Here is a 13,835-nt window from a genome sequence, read left to right on the forward strand (position 1 = left end):
GCATGGACTCCTTGATCGAATAGGAAACCATGGTCGCGAATCAGCGGAATTCAGTCTGGAAGGTTTGAGCAGCGCTTGCGGTAATCCGCTGGCGTGAGCTGGTAGGCACGGCGAAACCAGCGCCCCATATGGCTCTGATCGGCGAACCCGAGAGCACTGGCCACCTGCGCCGGCGACTCGCCCCGCGCCAGCAGCTGCCGTGCCTTGGCCAGGCGCAGCTGGATCAAATAAGCATGAGGCGCCAGCCCAAAGGCTGCCTTGAAGGCCCGCGTCAGACGAAAGCGATCAACTCCACAGGCTTGGGCCAGATCATCCAGCCCGATGTCGTCATAGACATGGGCATGCAAATAGTCACGCGCGACCTGGGCCACCCACGGCAGGCGCGGATCAAAGGCCTGACGCTTGCGCCAATCAAGGTGGCAAGTGAGCGCCCCCAACAAGGTGTCGATGGCGCTCTGGCGCACAATGCGCAAGTCGCCCTCATGGAGTGCGTGGAAGGCTTGAAAAATGGCAGTGGCCAGGCGCGGATCCTGGCTCAGGGTGTCGGCAAAACCCGGCTGACTGTTGGCCGGCGCGTGCTCGAACAACGCGTGCAACTCCCGCTCCAGCCAGTGCGGATCGAGGTAGAGCATGGAATAGGTAAACCCCTCCTCGGTCGGCGCATGCCCATCGTGGATCTCCCCTGGCTCCAGCATGAATACCTTGCCCGGCGTACTGAGGTGGCGAACGCGCCGGCAATTGAACTGCTGCACGCCCTGCTCGGTGACCCCCACCAGAAAACTGTCATGCCAATGCGGATCGTAGGCATGCCCCTGAAAATGGGCACGAATCGATTCAATCCCGGTATCGGCGTCCTGGGCCAGCTCAATCCAGTTGCGTCTATCCACGGAAGGCTCCATCGGTAATGGTTCAGCGTTGATCTGTGCGGACGAACAAATTACCGCGCAATGGAAAGAACGTTTAGAAGATTTGTGCAGATTGGTTGTTAACACGATTCCATAAAACCACTGCTTTCTACCTGTAATGACAGGAAGCTTCGCTACCCTTCAGTGAGTCCCTTCCCGCACCAACCGCCTGACCTCAGCCTGTATGGCATAAGCCGGTGCCTCCACAGCATTGAAGTCTTGTGTATACCGCTGGGCAAATCCTTCTACCCCCCACTCCTGATACTGCTGCACATGCTTTAATTCGTGAGCCCAGAGCGCGATGTTCTGCTCTGCGGTTTGAGCGTCCCGGAAGAGGATGATGTCGATCAGCGTCACGGCACCGACATCGGGGTTTTGCAGCATGGCAGTCGCGGCGTTGAATTGGCCGTCGTCGCTCACTTTGTAGTGCGCGGCATCGAGAACGCTGGGGGCGTACCAGCGCAGCAGTTGTTCGCGGATGTGCGGTGGAACGGGTTGGATGCCGGCGCTGGCTGCTTCAGCGCGGGCTTGGGTCAGCCACAGCACCAGGGCAGGTGCCGCGATCTGGTGGAGGCCATCAGGCAGGGGGCCGAGCAGCGGCCCCACATCTGGCAAGCAGATGCAGCCGTCCAGGCACACTTGTTTCTCACCCGCTGGACAGGTGCTGTTCTGGGCTGGCACTTCAAGCGTCAGGCAAAGAACAAACAGCGCCACCAGGCGCGTGGTGATGGGCGGCATTGGGCGCTCCAGGGACGGATGCAGCGCAAACGGTGGGTCACAGTTGATCGACGACCCGCGTAGCTTTAGCGTAGTCCCGAACCAAGGCCCCCAAGATAATCGCAGGAAGCGACAGACCACCTGCTCACTGCTGAGAATGCACGGCTTTGCTTGAACGAAAGACCACCCAACTCGCCGCCACTAACACCCACGCAGCAATACCGCCATACACCATCACCCAGCCAAACCCGTGTGCCAAAGCTGCGTTGGCGACATCGACCGGAATTGTAGCCCCCTGTCCGGTCTGCGCCAACAGGGCAGAGTTGCCGGATGAAATATTTTGTGCCAGCAACCTCAGTTGCACATCATCGGGCGCGCCAGATAACTGGTTGCGCAGGGAAGACAGGATGCCTTCCACCAGGATGAATCCCATCAGCGCGATATTGATTGCAAGGCTGATCATACGAGCGCTGATATCGATGCCCGATGCCATGCCAGCACGCTCACTGGGCACCGATCCAGTGGTGGTGTTGGTGACAGGCGTATTGGTCAGCCCCAGTCCGATCCCGGCGATCAGGCAGCCAGGAAGCATCGTCAGCCAGCTGGCATGCGTGACACTGCTGCCCCATTTCATCAGGAGGAACCCCAGACCTATGGTGAACAAGCCAGCGGGAATCACCACATCAGGTCGATAACGCAATGCCAAGCGTTCGCCCAACGGCGGGATAAACAGCGTCGGCAGCGTATACGCCAGTAGCGCCAGACCGGTGCCGATACTGGCGTAGCCCAGGCTATTTTGAAAGTACAGAGGCAGGTAGATCATGAAGGGCCAGAAGCTGAAGTTCATGCCTGCCGACCCTAGCAAGGCACCCGAGAAACGGCGGATGCGAAATACAGAGAAGTCGAACATGGGATCGACATAGCGCCGCTGGGCGATGACAAAGACAATGAAGCTGACCATCGCCACAATCAGGCTGATGATGGCCGAACCGCTGGAGAAACCCTCCCCTGCTCCCTGAGTGATGAACCAGGAAAGGCCTAACACTGCCAGCGATAACGAAATAATACCCAACACATCCAGCCTGCGGCGCTGCGGATCACGTGATTCATCGACACCGACGAGCACCAGCACCAGCGCAAGTACGGCAATGGGCGCATGCACCAGGAACACCCATTCCCAACTCGACAATGCCGCGATAGCTGCGCCGATAATCGGACCGAACCCCAAACCGATGCCGAACACGATCCCCCAGGCACTGAACGCTTTGCCGCGCGCAGCTCCCGACTGGAATCGGTGAGACAGCACTGCCACCTGACAAATCAGCATGGCACCACCGGACATACCTTGCAGAAATCGGCTTGCGATCAACACGCTGGTGCTTTGCGCCCATCCACAGCTCAGAGAGGTAATGCCGAAAAGTACCAGGCTAATGATAAACACTCGCTTGCGCCCATACCGATCCGCCAGTGTGCCGATGGCCATCAGCACCGTGGTGCAGGCGATGGTGTAGGCATTCATGATCCACTGCATATCTTTGAAATCGCTGTGCAGAACCGATTCAAGCGTGGGCAGGATTGCCGGCACACTTGAGATTTCCAGGCCGAACATCAGCGAGGCCAAGCAAACGGCGACTATTGTGAAAACATCCTTTTGCGAAGAAGAGAACGGCATCGAGACCTTCCAGATCAAGTTGATGGGCACTGGCAAGACGGCTCTGCCCCCTCAAAGGAGTTGGCGCGATAGCCTCACCAGCGTCACCAGACATAACTCCAAGTGACCGGCCGCATTCTGGAAGTAATTAAAAAATGACAGAAATGATTTAATTTCGTAAGTTTTATTAATATTCATCATGAGTTGACTAAATGGACTTCGACCCAGCTCTGTTGCGGGCTTTTGTCGCGATCAAGGAGACCGGTAGTTTCACTCGTGCCGCAGAGCGGCTGCACTTGAGCCAGTCAGCGATCAGTCATCAGATCCGGCGTCTGGAAGAACAGGCCGGCACCACCCTGCTGGTGCGCACCACCCGACGTTTGACGCTGACAGAAGATGGCGAAGATTTTCTGCGCCATGCCGAACACGTCCTCAAAGCGCAAGACGCCCTCTCCCGGCGTTTCGGAGCGTCATCGGTATCCGGGACCGTGCGCTTCGGTGTGCCAGAAAACTTTATCGGCGATGGCCTGCCGCCGTTACTGACTCGGTTCGCCAGACAATTTCCCGCAGTACGTCTGGATGTAACCGTCGGCACCTACCTCGATCTGCGCGCGCAGGTCGATGCCGATGGGCTCGATCTGGCCGTGGTTATGGCATTGCCGGGCAGTCAGGTCGGCGGTACCGTGCTGCGCGAAACCCGGTTTGTCTGGGCCGCAGCGCAGAATTTCGACTTTACCGGCGAGGCTCCTTTGCCGCTGGCGTTTGCACCAGCGCCCTGCGTTCACCGCCAGGTGGCCGTAGAGGCATTAGAAAGTTCCACCGTGGATTGGCGAGTTGCCTTTACCTCTCCAAGTCAACAAGGGCTGCGGGCGGCGGTATTGGCGGGGCTTGCCGTCACCGCGCTACCGCTGGGAGATCTAGAGCCCGGCATGGTGGTGATTGACGGGCAATATGGCCTGCCACGGCTACTGGACGCTGATTTCCGACTGATATGGAGTGTCACTGGAAAGACGCCTGCTGCCCATGCATTTGGGCAACTGCTGGTGGAGATGTCTGAGTCGCCATCGATCTAGAACAAACTGCCATTGGCATTCCAGGGTAAGTGCCCTGTTGATTGGCGAATGGTTGCTTTGGATCGCGAACTGCCCTTCACTACCGGCGGCTCTCGTTCCGAAGTGGTCATCGAACCTTGCGGCATCCATTTTGCCCTCCTGCTGACTCTTTCAATCCCACCTTCAAGGACCGAACCTGTGATCGCCTCCCCCGCCAAACTCCTCTTCCTGCCCGGAGCATCGGGTAACACCCGGTTTTGGCTTCCGGTTGCCGAGCGCCTGGCCCACCCGGCGCAGCAGGTCCATATCGGCTGGCCCGGCTTTGGAGACACTCCGCCCTTGCCTAGCGTGACCGGCATGGATGATCTGGTGGCACGCGTGCTTGCCGAGATCGACCGGCCCACAGCGCTGGTGGCGCAGTCCATGGGCGGGATAGTCGCTGTGCTTGCAGCGCTTGAACGCCCTGAGCTGATCACGCACCTGACGCTGACCGTCACCTCTGGCGGGGTGGATATGTCTGCTCTGGGCGCGCATGACTGGCGCCCGGATTTTGCTGCCGCCAACCAGACACTGCCGAGTTGGTTTCTCGACGACCACACCGACCTCACGCTCCGGTTGGTCGAGTTGCGTATGCCAGTCCTGCTCCTCTGGGGAGATTCTGATCTGATCAGCCCCGTTCGCGTCGGCCAGCGCCTTGCTCAACTGTTACCCCGCGCTGAACTACACGTTTTCCCTGGCGCCGATCACAGTCTGGGCTTTACTCACGCAGTTGAAGTGGCAAGGTTGATCGAGAGACATCTGGCCTGCTGGTGAGCGGAGCACTTGTTGCCACTGCGGGCCGGTTGCAGCCCCTTCGTGACAGGCAGCAATCGATCACAAAGCAGTCGGTGGACAGACTGGTGGCAAACCGGTGGTGTCCTACTACCCTCTCTTTACCATGGCCGGGGACTACGCTTCCCTGGTTTATCGGTTTTGGGGGTCTCTAAAGCGTCTAACACCGTGAGCTCAAGCCAGCAGCTCGCTGATCCACCGGGCTTGTTGGGCGATATCTTGCACCTTCTCTTCGGGCACCGTCTGCCGCGCCCGGGCGAAGTTGGCCAGGGTCTGCTGCTTATGGCGCAGCATGCGCTGCCACTTGGACAGGAACGCCGGGCTGCGTGCCTGCATCTGCAGCGGGCCGAAGTACAGTTCCTCGGCGGTATACATCACCGGCTCGGCGCGCTCGGCGACGATGATTTCGTAGTAGAAGCGATTTTCCCGCAGCAGCTCTTCGCAGAGTATGCGGTAGCCATTTTCCATCAGCCATTGGCGCAGTGGCTGCTCGCCACCGTTGGGCTGCAGGATCAGGCGCTCCTGGCCGTTCAGGCGCGCCTTGCCGCTGTCGAGGATGTCGCGAATCGTCTCACCGCCCATGCCACAGATGCTGATCGCCGTGACCCCGTCTCCTGGCTCGATCGCCGCCAGGCCATTGGCCTGGCGCACGGTGATTCGCCGCTCCAGACCGTTCTCGCGCACGGTGCGTTCGGCCGAGCGGAACGGGGTCAATGCCACCTCGCCGGCCACTGCCGCAGCGATGGCGCCACGGCGCATCAACGCCACCGGCAGGTAGCCGTGATCCGAGCCTATATCGGCCAGGCGTGCGTCTGCTGGTATATGCGCCGCCACGCGCTCCAGGCGCATGGACAATGTCTGTTCGTTCAACTGCAGTTCCTTTTTTCACCACGAATCCGGCACCTTTGGCCGGATCAGGGGGAGATTCTGTCGAGCAACGCCGTGCATTTCAAATTTACGCGACCAGGCGATGACTCGGCCCAACGATTACTGGATCGCTACGTTGGCGCCCTGCTGGTATTCACGGGGGGTACAGCCAAACTCGCGGCGGCACACAGTGTGCAGATACTGCGCAGATTTGAAGCCGCAGTTGTGCGCAATGTCTGCAATCGCTGAATCGGTGTTTTCCAGCCCGTTGGTCGCTGCCGCCAGTTTGAAGCGCAGGATCTCCTCATGCACGCTGCAGCCTCGCACTTTGCGAAAGCGCGACTCCAGCGATGAGCGCGACACGCCCCCGAACCGGGCGTTATTCGACCAGCCGATGATCGGACTCATGAACAACAAGACTGGCCGGCGAACGCTCACCTCTGTTCAACAGTGTCAGGCGGCACCAGGGACATTTGTTCCCATGCCCGACGGCAGGAACGGTCGAATTTCGTCGATTTCTGCGGCGCTAAGGCGCAACGCCGAGGCTGCAATCAGTCCGTCTACTTGTGCTGGGTGGCGGGCTCCGACAATGGCGCCCGTCACTACCGGTTGGCGAAGTACCCAGGCGATGGCGACCGCCGCAGCGCTGACCCCGTGCCTTTCTCCAATGCGTGCCATGACGTCAACCAATGTCAGGTTCGCACTCAAACGGGGCTCCTGGAAATCAGCACTTCGGGCCTTGCGCCAATCGTCTTCGGGCAGTTGCGAGATGCGTTCGCGTGTCATGCTGCCGGAAAGTAGCCCCGATTGAAGTGTGGAATAGGCAAGGACACCCAACCCGGCCTGCTCGCAGAATGGCAGGACGTCTTTCTCGATGTCCCGCATCAAGGCGGAGTACGGCGGCTGAAGCGAAACGATCTCTGTCACCGCCTGCGCCCGCTTGAGTTGAGCGACATCGAAATTCGATACGCCGATCGCGCGAATTTTTCCTTGATCGCGCGCGGCGGCCAAAGCCGAAAGCGCCATTTCAATACCTTCACTGCTTGCATCGGCAGGAAAGGCAGGCCAGTGGATCTGATACAGATCGACAGTCTCGACTTGGAGCCTGCGCAAGCTTGCGTCGATCTCGGCGAGCAAAGATTGGGGGGCCAGGGAGTGCGAAATCTGCTTCGTGACCGGGTCCCAGACCAAGCTGCCTTTGGTGAACACCAAAGGACGCCGAGAGACCGGCACCCGACGCAGCAATTGCCCCACTAATTGCTCCGCATGGCCCAAGCCATAAACCGCAGCGGTATCAATCCAGTTCACGCCGCGTTCGACGGCATATTCAAGTGCGCCCAGGCTGTCCTTGTCATCCTGCGCTCCCCAACTGTACTCCCAGCCGGTGCCGGCGATTGCCCACGTCCCCAAGCCAATAGGCGAAATCAGAAAATCCGACGATCCAAGACGATTCTTTTGCATAGCGATCTCTCCACAAATGATGTGAGAAGTATCCGGGAGAGATCTGATGGCGATAAGATGGGTAATCGTATTTGAACTACTGAACGACATTCATGAGTAATCACCCCGATCTCTCTGAACTCGATGCCTTTGCCGCCGTCGCTCGCCATCGCAGCTTCCGCAAGGCGGCCGACGAGCGTGGTGTTTCGGCTTCCGCGTTGAGTCACGCGTTGCGAGCGTTGGAAGCACGCCTGGGCATCAGGCTGCTGAACCGAACCACTCGTAGCGTGACCCCTACCGAGGCCGGCCAACAGCTATTGGCAACGCTGGTACCGACGCTGCACCAGGTTGCCGATGTATTGGCGCAATTGACCTCGATGCAGGAAGTGCCCGCAGGCAAACTCCGTCTCAACGTGGCGCGTCCGGCGGCTCGTATCGTTTTTGCGAAAGTGCTCGCGCCCTTCGTGGCCAGGTATCCACGTATTCAGTTGGACCTGATCACCGACGATGGATTGACCGATATCGTGAACGGCGGATTTGACGCTGGAGTCCGCTTTGGTGAAAGCCTGGCCGGCGACATGATTGCAGTCCCTGTCGGCGCCCCTCAATCGTTCGTGACCGTCGCTGCTGATGCCTACCTGGCCGAAAAAGGGATCGCGCACGCCCCCCGCGACTTGCTCGAGCACGCGTGCATTGCCAGGCGTTTTCCCAGTGGCAAACTTTACGCCTGGGAGTATCAAGCAGACGGTCAACCGATACGGTTATCCGTCACAGGCCCGCTCATTCTGGAAGACGATGCGCTGATGATCCAGGCGGCGAAAGATGGCGCTGGGATTGCCTATGTCTACGAGGAGCTGGCGCGTGACGAAATCCGCAAAGGGCATCTCAGAGAAATACTCCAGGAATGGAAAGCACCGCCAAGCCGATTCTTTCTTTATTACTCCAGCCGACGCCATGTGCCGCCGGCCTTGAACGCCCTCATCGAATTCATCAGAGCGGGCGATTTGCGAACCTGATTCAGAACCATCGCGACTGGCAGTCTCGATGACTGCTTCGGGTTGAATCCACAGTCGAAAGCGGCCCTTCGGATCGAACAACAATCGGCCAGAAGCAGCCACCCGCTTCCAGGCTCAACCCGTTTTACACGTCAACCAGGCACTCCAGAACAGGCTGCTGAAGAAACGAGTAGCGCCTCCGAATCCGGCGTCATGCAAAAGTTTTTGAACCGCCGCCTCGGAATGTGGTGGGTCAGCGCCTTGAAGGATTTTCCCAAGCTTGACCTTCACTTCATCCGGGTTGACTCCATGCTGCCGCCACCGTTGCCCCCAGGCAGCAAGCAGTAACGGCTGGCTGGCATAAGCGTATTGATTCCCCGCGACAATCAGCGGCGCACCCGGCTTTAGATGAGCTCGAATGGATCGTAAAATTTCCCGCTTGGTATCATCGCCATCGAGATGATGGAGTACCCCGATCAAAGTGGCTGCGTCATATGAGGCGTCTGCAGCCAGGTCTTCAACATGCCCAAGATGCATGGCCGTCCTTTCAAGTAAATTGTTTGCCTCTAACTGCTGCTTCGCTGCCTCCAGCATCGGCTCAGATGGATCAACAGCAGTGAAGCGCCAACCCGGCTCAAGTTTGGCCATAGCAATAATTTCCTGTGCAGTACCGCCAGCGCCAACTACCAGTATTTTTGTCGAGCTTGAATTGCCAAGGCTTGCCGCCAGCATGCATGCAGTCAGGTCGTGACAGGCGTCATATCCGGCTAGTGCGATACGGCTCTGTCGTCCGTACTCATTGGCTCGAGAGGTATCAAACTTTTCAGCAGTATTGAGAGGGGATGAATTCAAGGCAGTTCTCCATGTCCTCACATCACGCTACGCCACACGCAGTCATAATAACAATTCATTAATTTTATACACTACATTCCCATAAGGAATGTGCGGCTCAAACAATCTCTCACCTTCAGACTGATTCCGCTTTGTAGCGACAGTCAGTTTCGGATAGATGGCGGCACTCACAACAGGCAACAGTCGATCAAAAATACTCACTCAGTGAGTGCGCAGAGACTGGATATACAGTGTGCCATGCACGATCAGTCTCTCTATCCCCGTACGATCCGAGGCCAGATGAGAATATGGTCGTGCGACCGAAGTCACTTACAATGTTTTCTCTTGGATTTTTCTATGAAGTAATGATGTGAACTATTGAGTCAATATCCATTTGGCGTTCTCAACTCAGGTTAAATAGTTTTTTTCTAATGAGTGCTCTATAAATTCCGTAAGGCCTGCCAACAAAACCTGCAATAATACAAAATATCAAGGCAGCCTTGATGGCTTGCATTAAGGTAGCACCGCTTATGCTCATGTTTATTATGTAGAGTGGTAGCTCAAATGAGAGATAGGCCAAGGTATCGACAAGGTAAGGTTTTATACCTTTATCCCTGTCGGAAATCTTGAATTTTTTAAAGACATAGTCGCGCCATATACCGAAGGGGCGAGCAGTGCTGGTGATAATGAAAAGCCCTACGAGCCTAGCACTCAGGTGTGTGCCAAGTGTCATCTGCGCGAAACCTAGTTCGATAGGTATGGAGATTAAGTAGCAAAACGTATTTAGCGCGAAGGTATCGGCCCAAAAATTTTTTAGAGACTGGGCGTTTTGCTTTATAGATAAATCATTGTTGGTAGAAGGCATAGTTGATCATGGGTTAAATTGGAGTGACGGGGTCAGCAATGAGAGATTTTATGATCACTATGCTGCTCAATTTTTTGATTGGCAAAATATATAAGAGGTTATTTTTAGTAGTCAAATGGTGCCGGACGCCACGTTAAACATAAAACAATATTCCGCCAGCGCCCTCAGCAGAGCGAGCCTCGCTATAACGTCACAGGCTTTAAATTACGCGCAACAACAAGCAATGAACTGTTCCATCGGTCGTAGCACTTAAAATTCCATGTTCACGGTCGAGTATTTAGATAGTCAAACCAAGAAGTTTATTTTTAATTAGAGATCATGCGCAATAGTATCTGACACCTGGACGCACGAGCGGAACAGAGTAAAGTTTTTGGCGGGAGTTAAGACGTATACACACAAATGCCTCCATGGCAGCAATGCTCTCTGATACGACAGTACTCTAGTCTATGGGAGATAGCGTCGTCTACCCCTCACTCCCCCTGTTCCGCCTTGGCCCTTAGCGCCCGTATCGAATAGCACTCGCCGTTTGCTTGATTTTAACTGAGATCAAGTATCGCGAAGCGCTTATAGTCCAAACGATGATATTTACCGAAAATCATAAAACTCACCAAGAACTTCAAGATAGCTTCTATCTTGTGGCGCAAATCACCCTCTAATGCCTGCAATTTGCAATTTTCTCACACTGAACTCTGATTTAAATCAGTTTTAATGCGGCGCAGGCGTGCCCGACTATCGCCAGGGAATACTGAAAAAGACTTCCGGATCTGGTGCGCACCACACGTGAACTGAATGGAGAGTGCCGATGAAACACCTGGCCTTCGCATGCTGAGTGTACCGGCGCACGTGTGCACCAAAGTCGTGACGACACTGAAACAGGCACACCTTGAAATCTCCCGTCTATCCCTCACCCTACGGTTCACTGGCTGACTGCACAGACAATGAGGCAGTCATCTGAGCGTGGCAAACCTCGAGTATTTCATCGGCCAGAGACGAGTCATCCGGACAAGCACGCGATAACACGATTGCGCCGACAGCATGCGCCAGCATGTCGATCATCTTCACTCTCGCGTCCCCAGGTGCCGCATCTGGCCCCGACGGATACTTTTCTCCCAGCGTTTGCAGCGTGCGCTCGATGCCTTCGGCAAACGCCGCCTTCAGCTCATAAGGCTGGCGCGCAGCGTCGCCACTCAAAGCAGCCATCGTGCAACCGCTGCCGCGCCCGTCCCGGTGATCCCTCGACACATACAAATCGATAAACCCCTGAATATCGAGCGCTTCAGCACTGGCTAGCGATCGGGAAAGGCTGTTGGCGGAGGCTTCAGCCATCAAATCAGCCTTCGAGCCGAAATGTTTGTAGAAACCTCCGTGGGTGAATCCGGCAGCCGCCATGAGGTCCGCCACGCCTACACCGTCAAAACCTCGCTCACGAAACAATACAGAGGCCGTCTCGACAATGTGCTCGCGATTGGCCTGTGCCTGGGCCTTGGTCACTCTCACGTGCAATACCTCGTTTGCGCTTGGAAATCATGCGTCCATGATACATAGATGTTGGACGTAATCAAATTCATTGACAGTTTAGATTTCGATCATCATCCTAATCCCGGACAACAGCGCTATTCCTCAACGGGCACGGAAGAAACACCACATGACCGACCAGAATCTGTTCACCCCCTACACGCTGGGCTCCCTGACGCTATCGAACCGAATCGTCCTCGCCCCGCTGACGCGCAACCGTGCAGGCGAAGGCTTCGTGCCAAGCGAGTTCGCTGCCACCTATTACAGCCAACGTGCCTCCGCAGGTCTGCTGATTTGCGAAGCCTCGCAGATTTCCCGGCAGGGCCAGGGCTATCAGGACACTCCCGGGATTTACACGCAGGCGCAGATTGACGGCTGGCGCAGCGTGACCGATGCCGTGCATGCAAAAGGCGGAAAAATTTTCCTGCAGCTGTGGCATGTCGGCCGCGTTTCACACGTTGATCTACAAGAAAACGGTGCAGCTCCAGTGGCACCCTCTGCACTCCGGCCCGCGACCAAAGTGTTCGTCAACAATAGCTTTGTGGACGTTTCCGAGCCGCGAGCGCTGAACATCAGCGAACTGCCCGGGATCGTCAACGATTTCCGTCAAGCGTCGGCAAATGCTATTGCCGCAGGTTTTGATGGCGTAGAGATTCACGGCGCGAATGGCTATTTGCTGGACCAATTCATCAAGGACGGCGCCAACGTGCGCACCGATGCCTACGGCGGCTCAATCGAAAATCGTGCGCGCCTGTTGCTGGAAGTGACAGCGGCTGTCATAGGCGAGATCGGTGCGGATCGCACAGGCATTCGCCTCTCGCCCGTCTCGCCGGCCAACGGGGTATCGAGCAGTGATCCGCAGGCGCAGTGCGATTACATCGTTGACCAGCTCAACGCCCTCGACATTGTTTACCTGCACGTGGTCGAAGGCGCGACTGGCGGGCCGCGTGACGTGGCACCGTTCGATTTCGGAGCCTTGCGCCAGCGCTTCAAAAACACCTACATCGCCAACAACGGCTATGACGTGGATCTGGCGACTTCGCGGCTCGCCGAAGACCAGGCCGATCTGATCGCCTTCGGTCGTCCCTTCATTGGCAACCCCGACCTGGTGGAGCGCCTCCAGATCGGTGCGCCGTTGTCTGCCTTCAATCCCGCCACCCTCTATGGCGGTGGGGCAGCGGGTTACATCGACTACCCGACGATCGCTGAATCGAGCGCTGCTGCGAATTGAGCATGACGCGAACGTGCTACCCGTCGCACATCAATCCTATCGATGTCCTTGAAAAAGAGATAACCCCCCATGAACACTCGCCCTACCGTTCTCATCACTGGCGCCTCCACCGGAATAGGCGCGGTTTACGCCGAACGCTTTGCCCAACGCGGGCACGATCTGGTCCTGGTCGCCCGTGACAATGTACGTCTGGAAACACTGGCAGCGAAGTTGCGCAGCGAATACAACGTCGCCATTGATGTGCTTCAGGCTGACTTGACCCGACTCAGCGACTTGACGACCGTCGAAGCACGCCTGCGCGATGACGCTCGTATTGGCATTCTCGTCAATAACGCCGGTGCGGCGCAGTCCGGCAATTTCATCGACCAGAGCACCGACAGTGTCGCGCACCTGGTCGCCCTTAACACCACGGCGCTGGTGCGGCTCGCCAGTGCCATCGCCCCACGCCTGGCCAAAGCGGGTGACGGCGCGATTATCAATATCGGCTCGGTGGTCGGTCTGGCTCCGGAATTCGGCATGTCGGTATACGGAGCGACCAAGGCGTTTGTGCTGTTCCTTTCCCAAGGGCTGAGTCTGGAACTTTCACCCCAAGGCGTTTACGTGCAAGCCGTACTGCCTGCAGCCACCCGCACAGAGATCTGGGATCGCGCCGGCATCGACATCAATACCTTGAGCGAAATCATGGAAGTGGGTGATCTGGTCGATGCCGCATTGGTCGGCTTCGATCGTCGCGAGCCGGTGACCATTCCGCCGCTGCATGAAGGAGAGCGCTGGGATGCCCTTCAAACAGCGCGTCAGGGCCTGCTGTCGCAGATAAGGCAGTCCGCCGTTGCGCAACGATACAAAGCCCAGGCGTGACCTTTTTGTAGCAGGCCGGCTTCGCCTCGATGCAGGAGCGAATGCAAGTGCGTCGAGTGCGCGCAATCTGTACGGAG

The 13,835-nt window shown here is 56.9% G+C and carries 13 protein-coding genes and 1 pseudogene; 5 read left to right on the plus strand and 9 right to left on the minus strand.

Features of this window, described 5'->3' with window-relative positions; genetic code table 11:
- Window positions 1-50: 50 nt before the first annotated feature.
- The 3 genes from ACZ3HH_RS02360 to ACZ3HH_RS02370 all read right to left on the minus strand — a co-directional run bounded on the left by ACZ3HH_RS02360 (window position 51) and on the right by ACZ3HH_RS02370 (window position 3,294).
- Window positions 51-887, minus strand: a complete 837-nt coding sequence (locus ACZ3HH_RS02360; protein ID WP_465802567.1) for an AraC family ligand binding domain-containing protein — start codon at window positions 885-887, stop codon at window positions 51-53.
- A 159-nt stretch (window positions 888-1,046) separates the two neighbouring features.
- Window positions 1,047-1,643 carry an eCIS core domain-containing protein gene (locus ACZ3HH_RS02365; protein WP_465802569.1) on the minus strand — a complete coding sequence of 199 codons (597 nt, stop codon included), beginning with the start codon at window positions 1,641-1,643 and terminating at the stop codon, window positions 1,047-1,049.
- A gap of 124 nt (window positions 1,644-1,767) precedes the next feature.
- Window positions 1,768-3,294, minus strand: coding sequence for an MFS transporter (locus ACZ3HH_RS02370; RefSeq protein ID WP_465802571.1), 1,527 nt, complete (start codon window positions 3,292-3,294; stop codon window positions 1,768-1,770).
- A gap of 191 nt (window positions 3,295-3,485) precedes the next feature.
- Between ACZ3HH_RS02370 and ACZ3HH_RS02375 the strand changes: the two genes are divergently transcribed.
- Both ACZ3HH_RS02375 and ACZ3HH_RS02380 read left to right on the plus strand, forming a co-directional pair.
- Window positions 3,486-4,346, plus strand: coding sequence for a LysR family transcriptional regulator (locus tag ACZ3HH_RS02375; RefSeq protein WP_465802572.1), 861 nt, complete (start codon window positions 3,486-3,488; stop codon window positions 4,344-4,346).
- 177 nt (window positions 4,347-4,523) lie between these two features.
- Window positions 4,524-5,138, plus strand: coding sequence for an alpha/beta fold hydrolase (locus ACZ3HH_RS02380; RefSeq protein ID WP_465802732.1), 615 nt, complete (start codon window positions 4,524-4,526; stop codon window positions 5,136-5,138).
- A gap of 192 nt (window positions 5,139-5,330) precedes the next feature.
- On the opposite strand, the gene ACZ3HH_RS02385 is transcribed toward ACZ3HH_RS02380, so the two are convergent.
- The 3 genes and pseudogenes from ACZ3HH_RS02385 to ACZ3HH_RS02395 all read right to left on the minus strand — a co-directional run bounded on the left by ACZ3HH_RS02385 (window position 5,331) and on the right by ACZ3HH_RS02395 (window position 7,484).
- Window positions 5,331-6,026 carry a tRNA (adenine(22)-N(1))-methyltransferase gene (locus tag ACZ3HH_RS02385; protein ID WP_465802574.1) on the minus strand — a complete coding sequence of 232 codons (696 nt, stop codon included), beginning with the start codon at window positions 6,024-6,026 and terminating at the stop codon, window positions 5,331-5,333.
- A gap of 117 nt (window positions 6,027-6,143) precedes the next feature.
- Window positions 6,144-6,401: pseudogene (locus tag ACZ3HH_RS02390) on the minus strand (helix-turn-helix transcriptional regulator); the annotation flags it as partial.
- 75 nt (window positions 6,402-6,476) lie between these two features.
- Window positions 6,477-7,484: an aldo/keto reductase gene (locus ACZ3HH_RS02395; protein ID WP_465802576.1), complete on the minus strand. Its 1,008-nt coding sequence runs from the start codon at window positions 7,482-7,484 to the stop codon at window positions 6,477-6,479.
- Between the two features lie 92 nt (window positions 7,485-7,576).
- Between ACZ3HH_RS02395 and ACZ3HH_RS02400 the strand changes: the two genes are divergently transcribed.
- Window positions 7,577-8,479 (plus strand): LysR family transcriptional regulator, encoded by a 903-nt coding sequence (locus ACZ3HH_RS02400; protein ID WP_465802577.1) that lies wholly within the window; start codon window positions 7,577-7,579, stop codon window positions 8,477-8,479.
- A 114-nt stretch (window positions 8,480-8,593) separates the two neighbouring features.
- Here the strand turns inward: ACZ3HH_RS02400 and ACZ3HH_RS02405 are convergent, their stop codons facing one another.
- The 3 genes from ACZ3HH_RS02405 to ACZ3HH_RS02415 form a co-directional block, all read right to left on the minus strand.
- Window positions 8,594-9,310: a class I SAM-dependent methyltransferase gene (locus ACZ3HH_RS02405; RefSeq protein WP_465802579.1), complete on the minus strand. Its 717-nt coding sequence runs from the start codon at window positions 9,308-9,310 to the stop codon at window positions 8,594-8,596.
- A 382-nt stretch (window positions 9,311-9,692) separates the two neighbouring features.
- Complete coding sequence (gene alaE, locus ACZ3HH_RS02410; protein WP_465802580.1) at window positions 9,693-10,154, minus strand: L-alanine exporter AlaE; 462 nt, start codon at window positions 10,152-10,154, stop codon at window positions 9,693-9,695.
- Window positions 10,155-11,063: 909 nt separating this feature from the next.
- Window positions 11,064-11,651 (minus strand): TetR/AcrR family transcriptional regulator, encoded by a 588-nt coding sequence (locus ACZ3HH_RS02415; protein WP_465802581.1) that lies wholly within the window; start codon window positions 11,649-11,651, stop codon window positions 11,064-11,066.
- A 148-nt stretch (window positions 11,652-11,799) separates the two neighbouring features.
- Between ACZ3HH_RS02415 and ACZ3HH_RS02420 the strand changes: the two genes are divergently transcribed.
- Both ACZ3HH_RS02420 and ACZ3HH_RS02425 read left to right on the plus strand, forming a co-directional pair.
- A complete protein-coding gene (locus tag ACZ3HH_RS02420) occupies window positions 11,800-12,900 on the plus strand; it encodes an alkene reductase (RefSeq protein WP_465802583.1) in 1,101 nt (366 codons plus the stop codon).
- 69 nt (window positions 12,901-12,969) lie between these two features.
- Window positions 12,970-13,758, plus strand: coding sequence for an SDR family NAD(P)-dependent oxidoreductase (locus tag ACZ3HH_RS02425; RefSeq protein ID WP_465802585.1), 789 nt, complete (start codon window positions 12,970-12,972; stop codon window positions 13,756-13,758).
- The last annotated feature ends 77 nt before the right edge of the window (window positions 13,759-13,835 follow it).

It is taken from the genome of Pseudomonas sp. PME37.24/025, assembly GCF_055556615.1.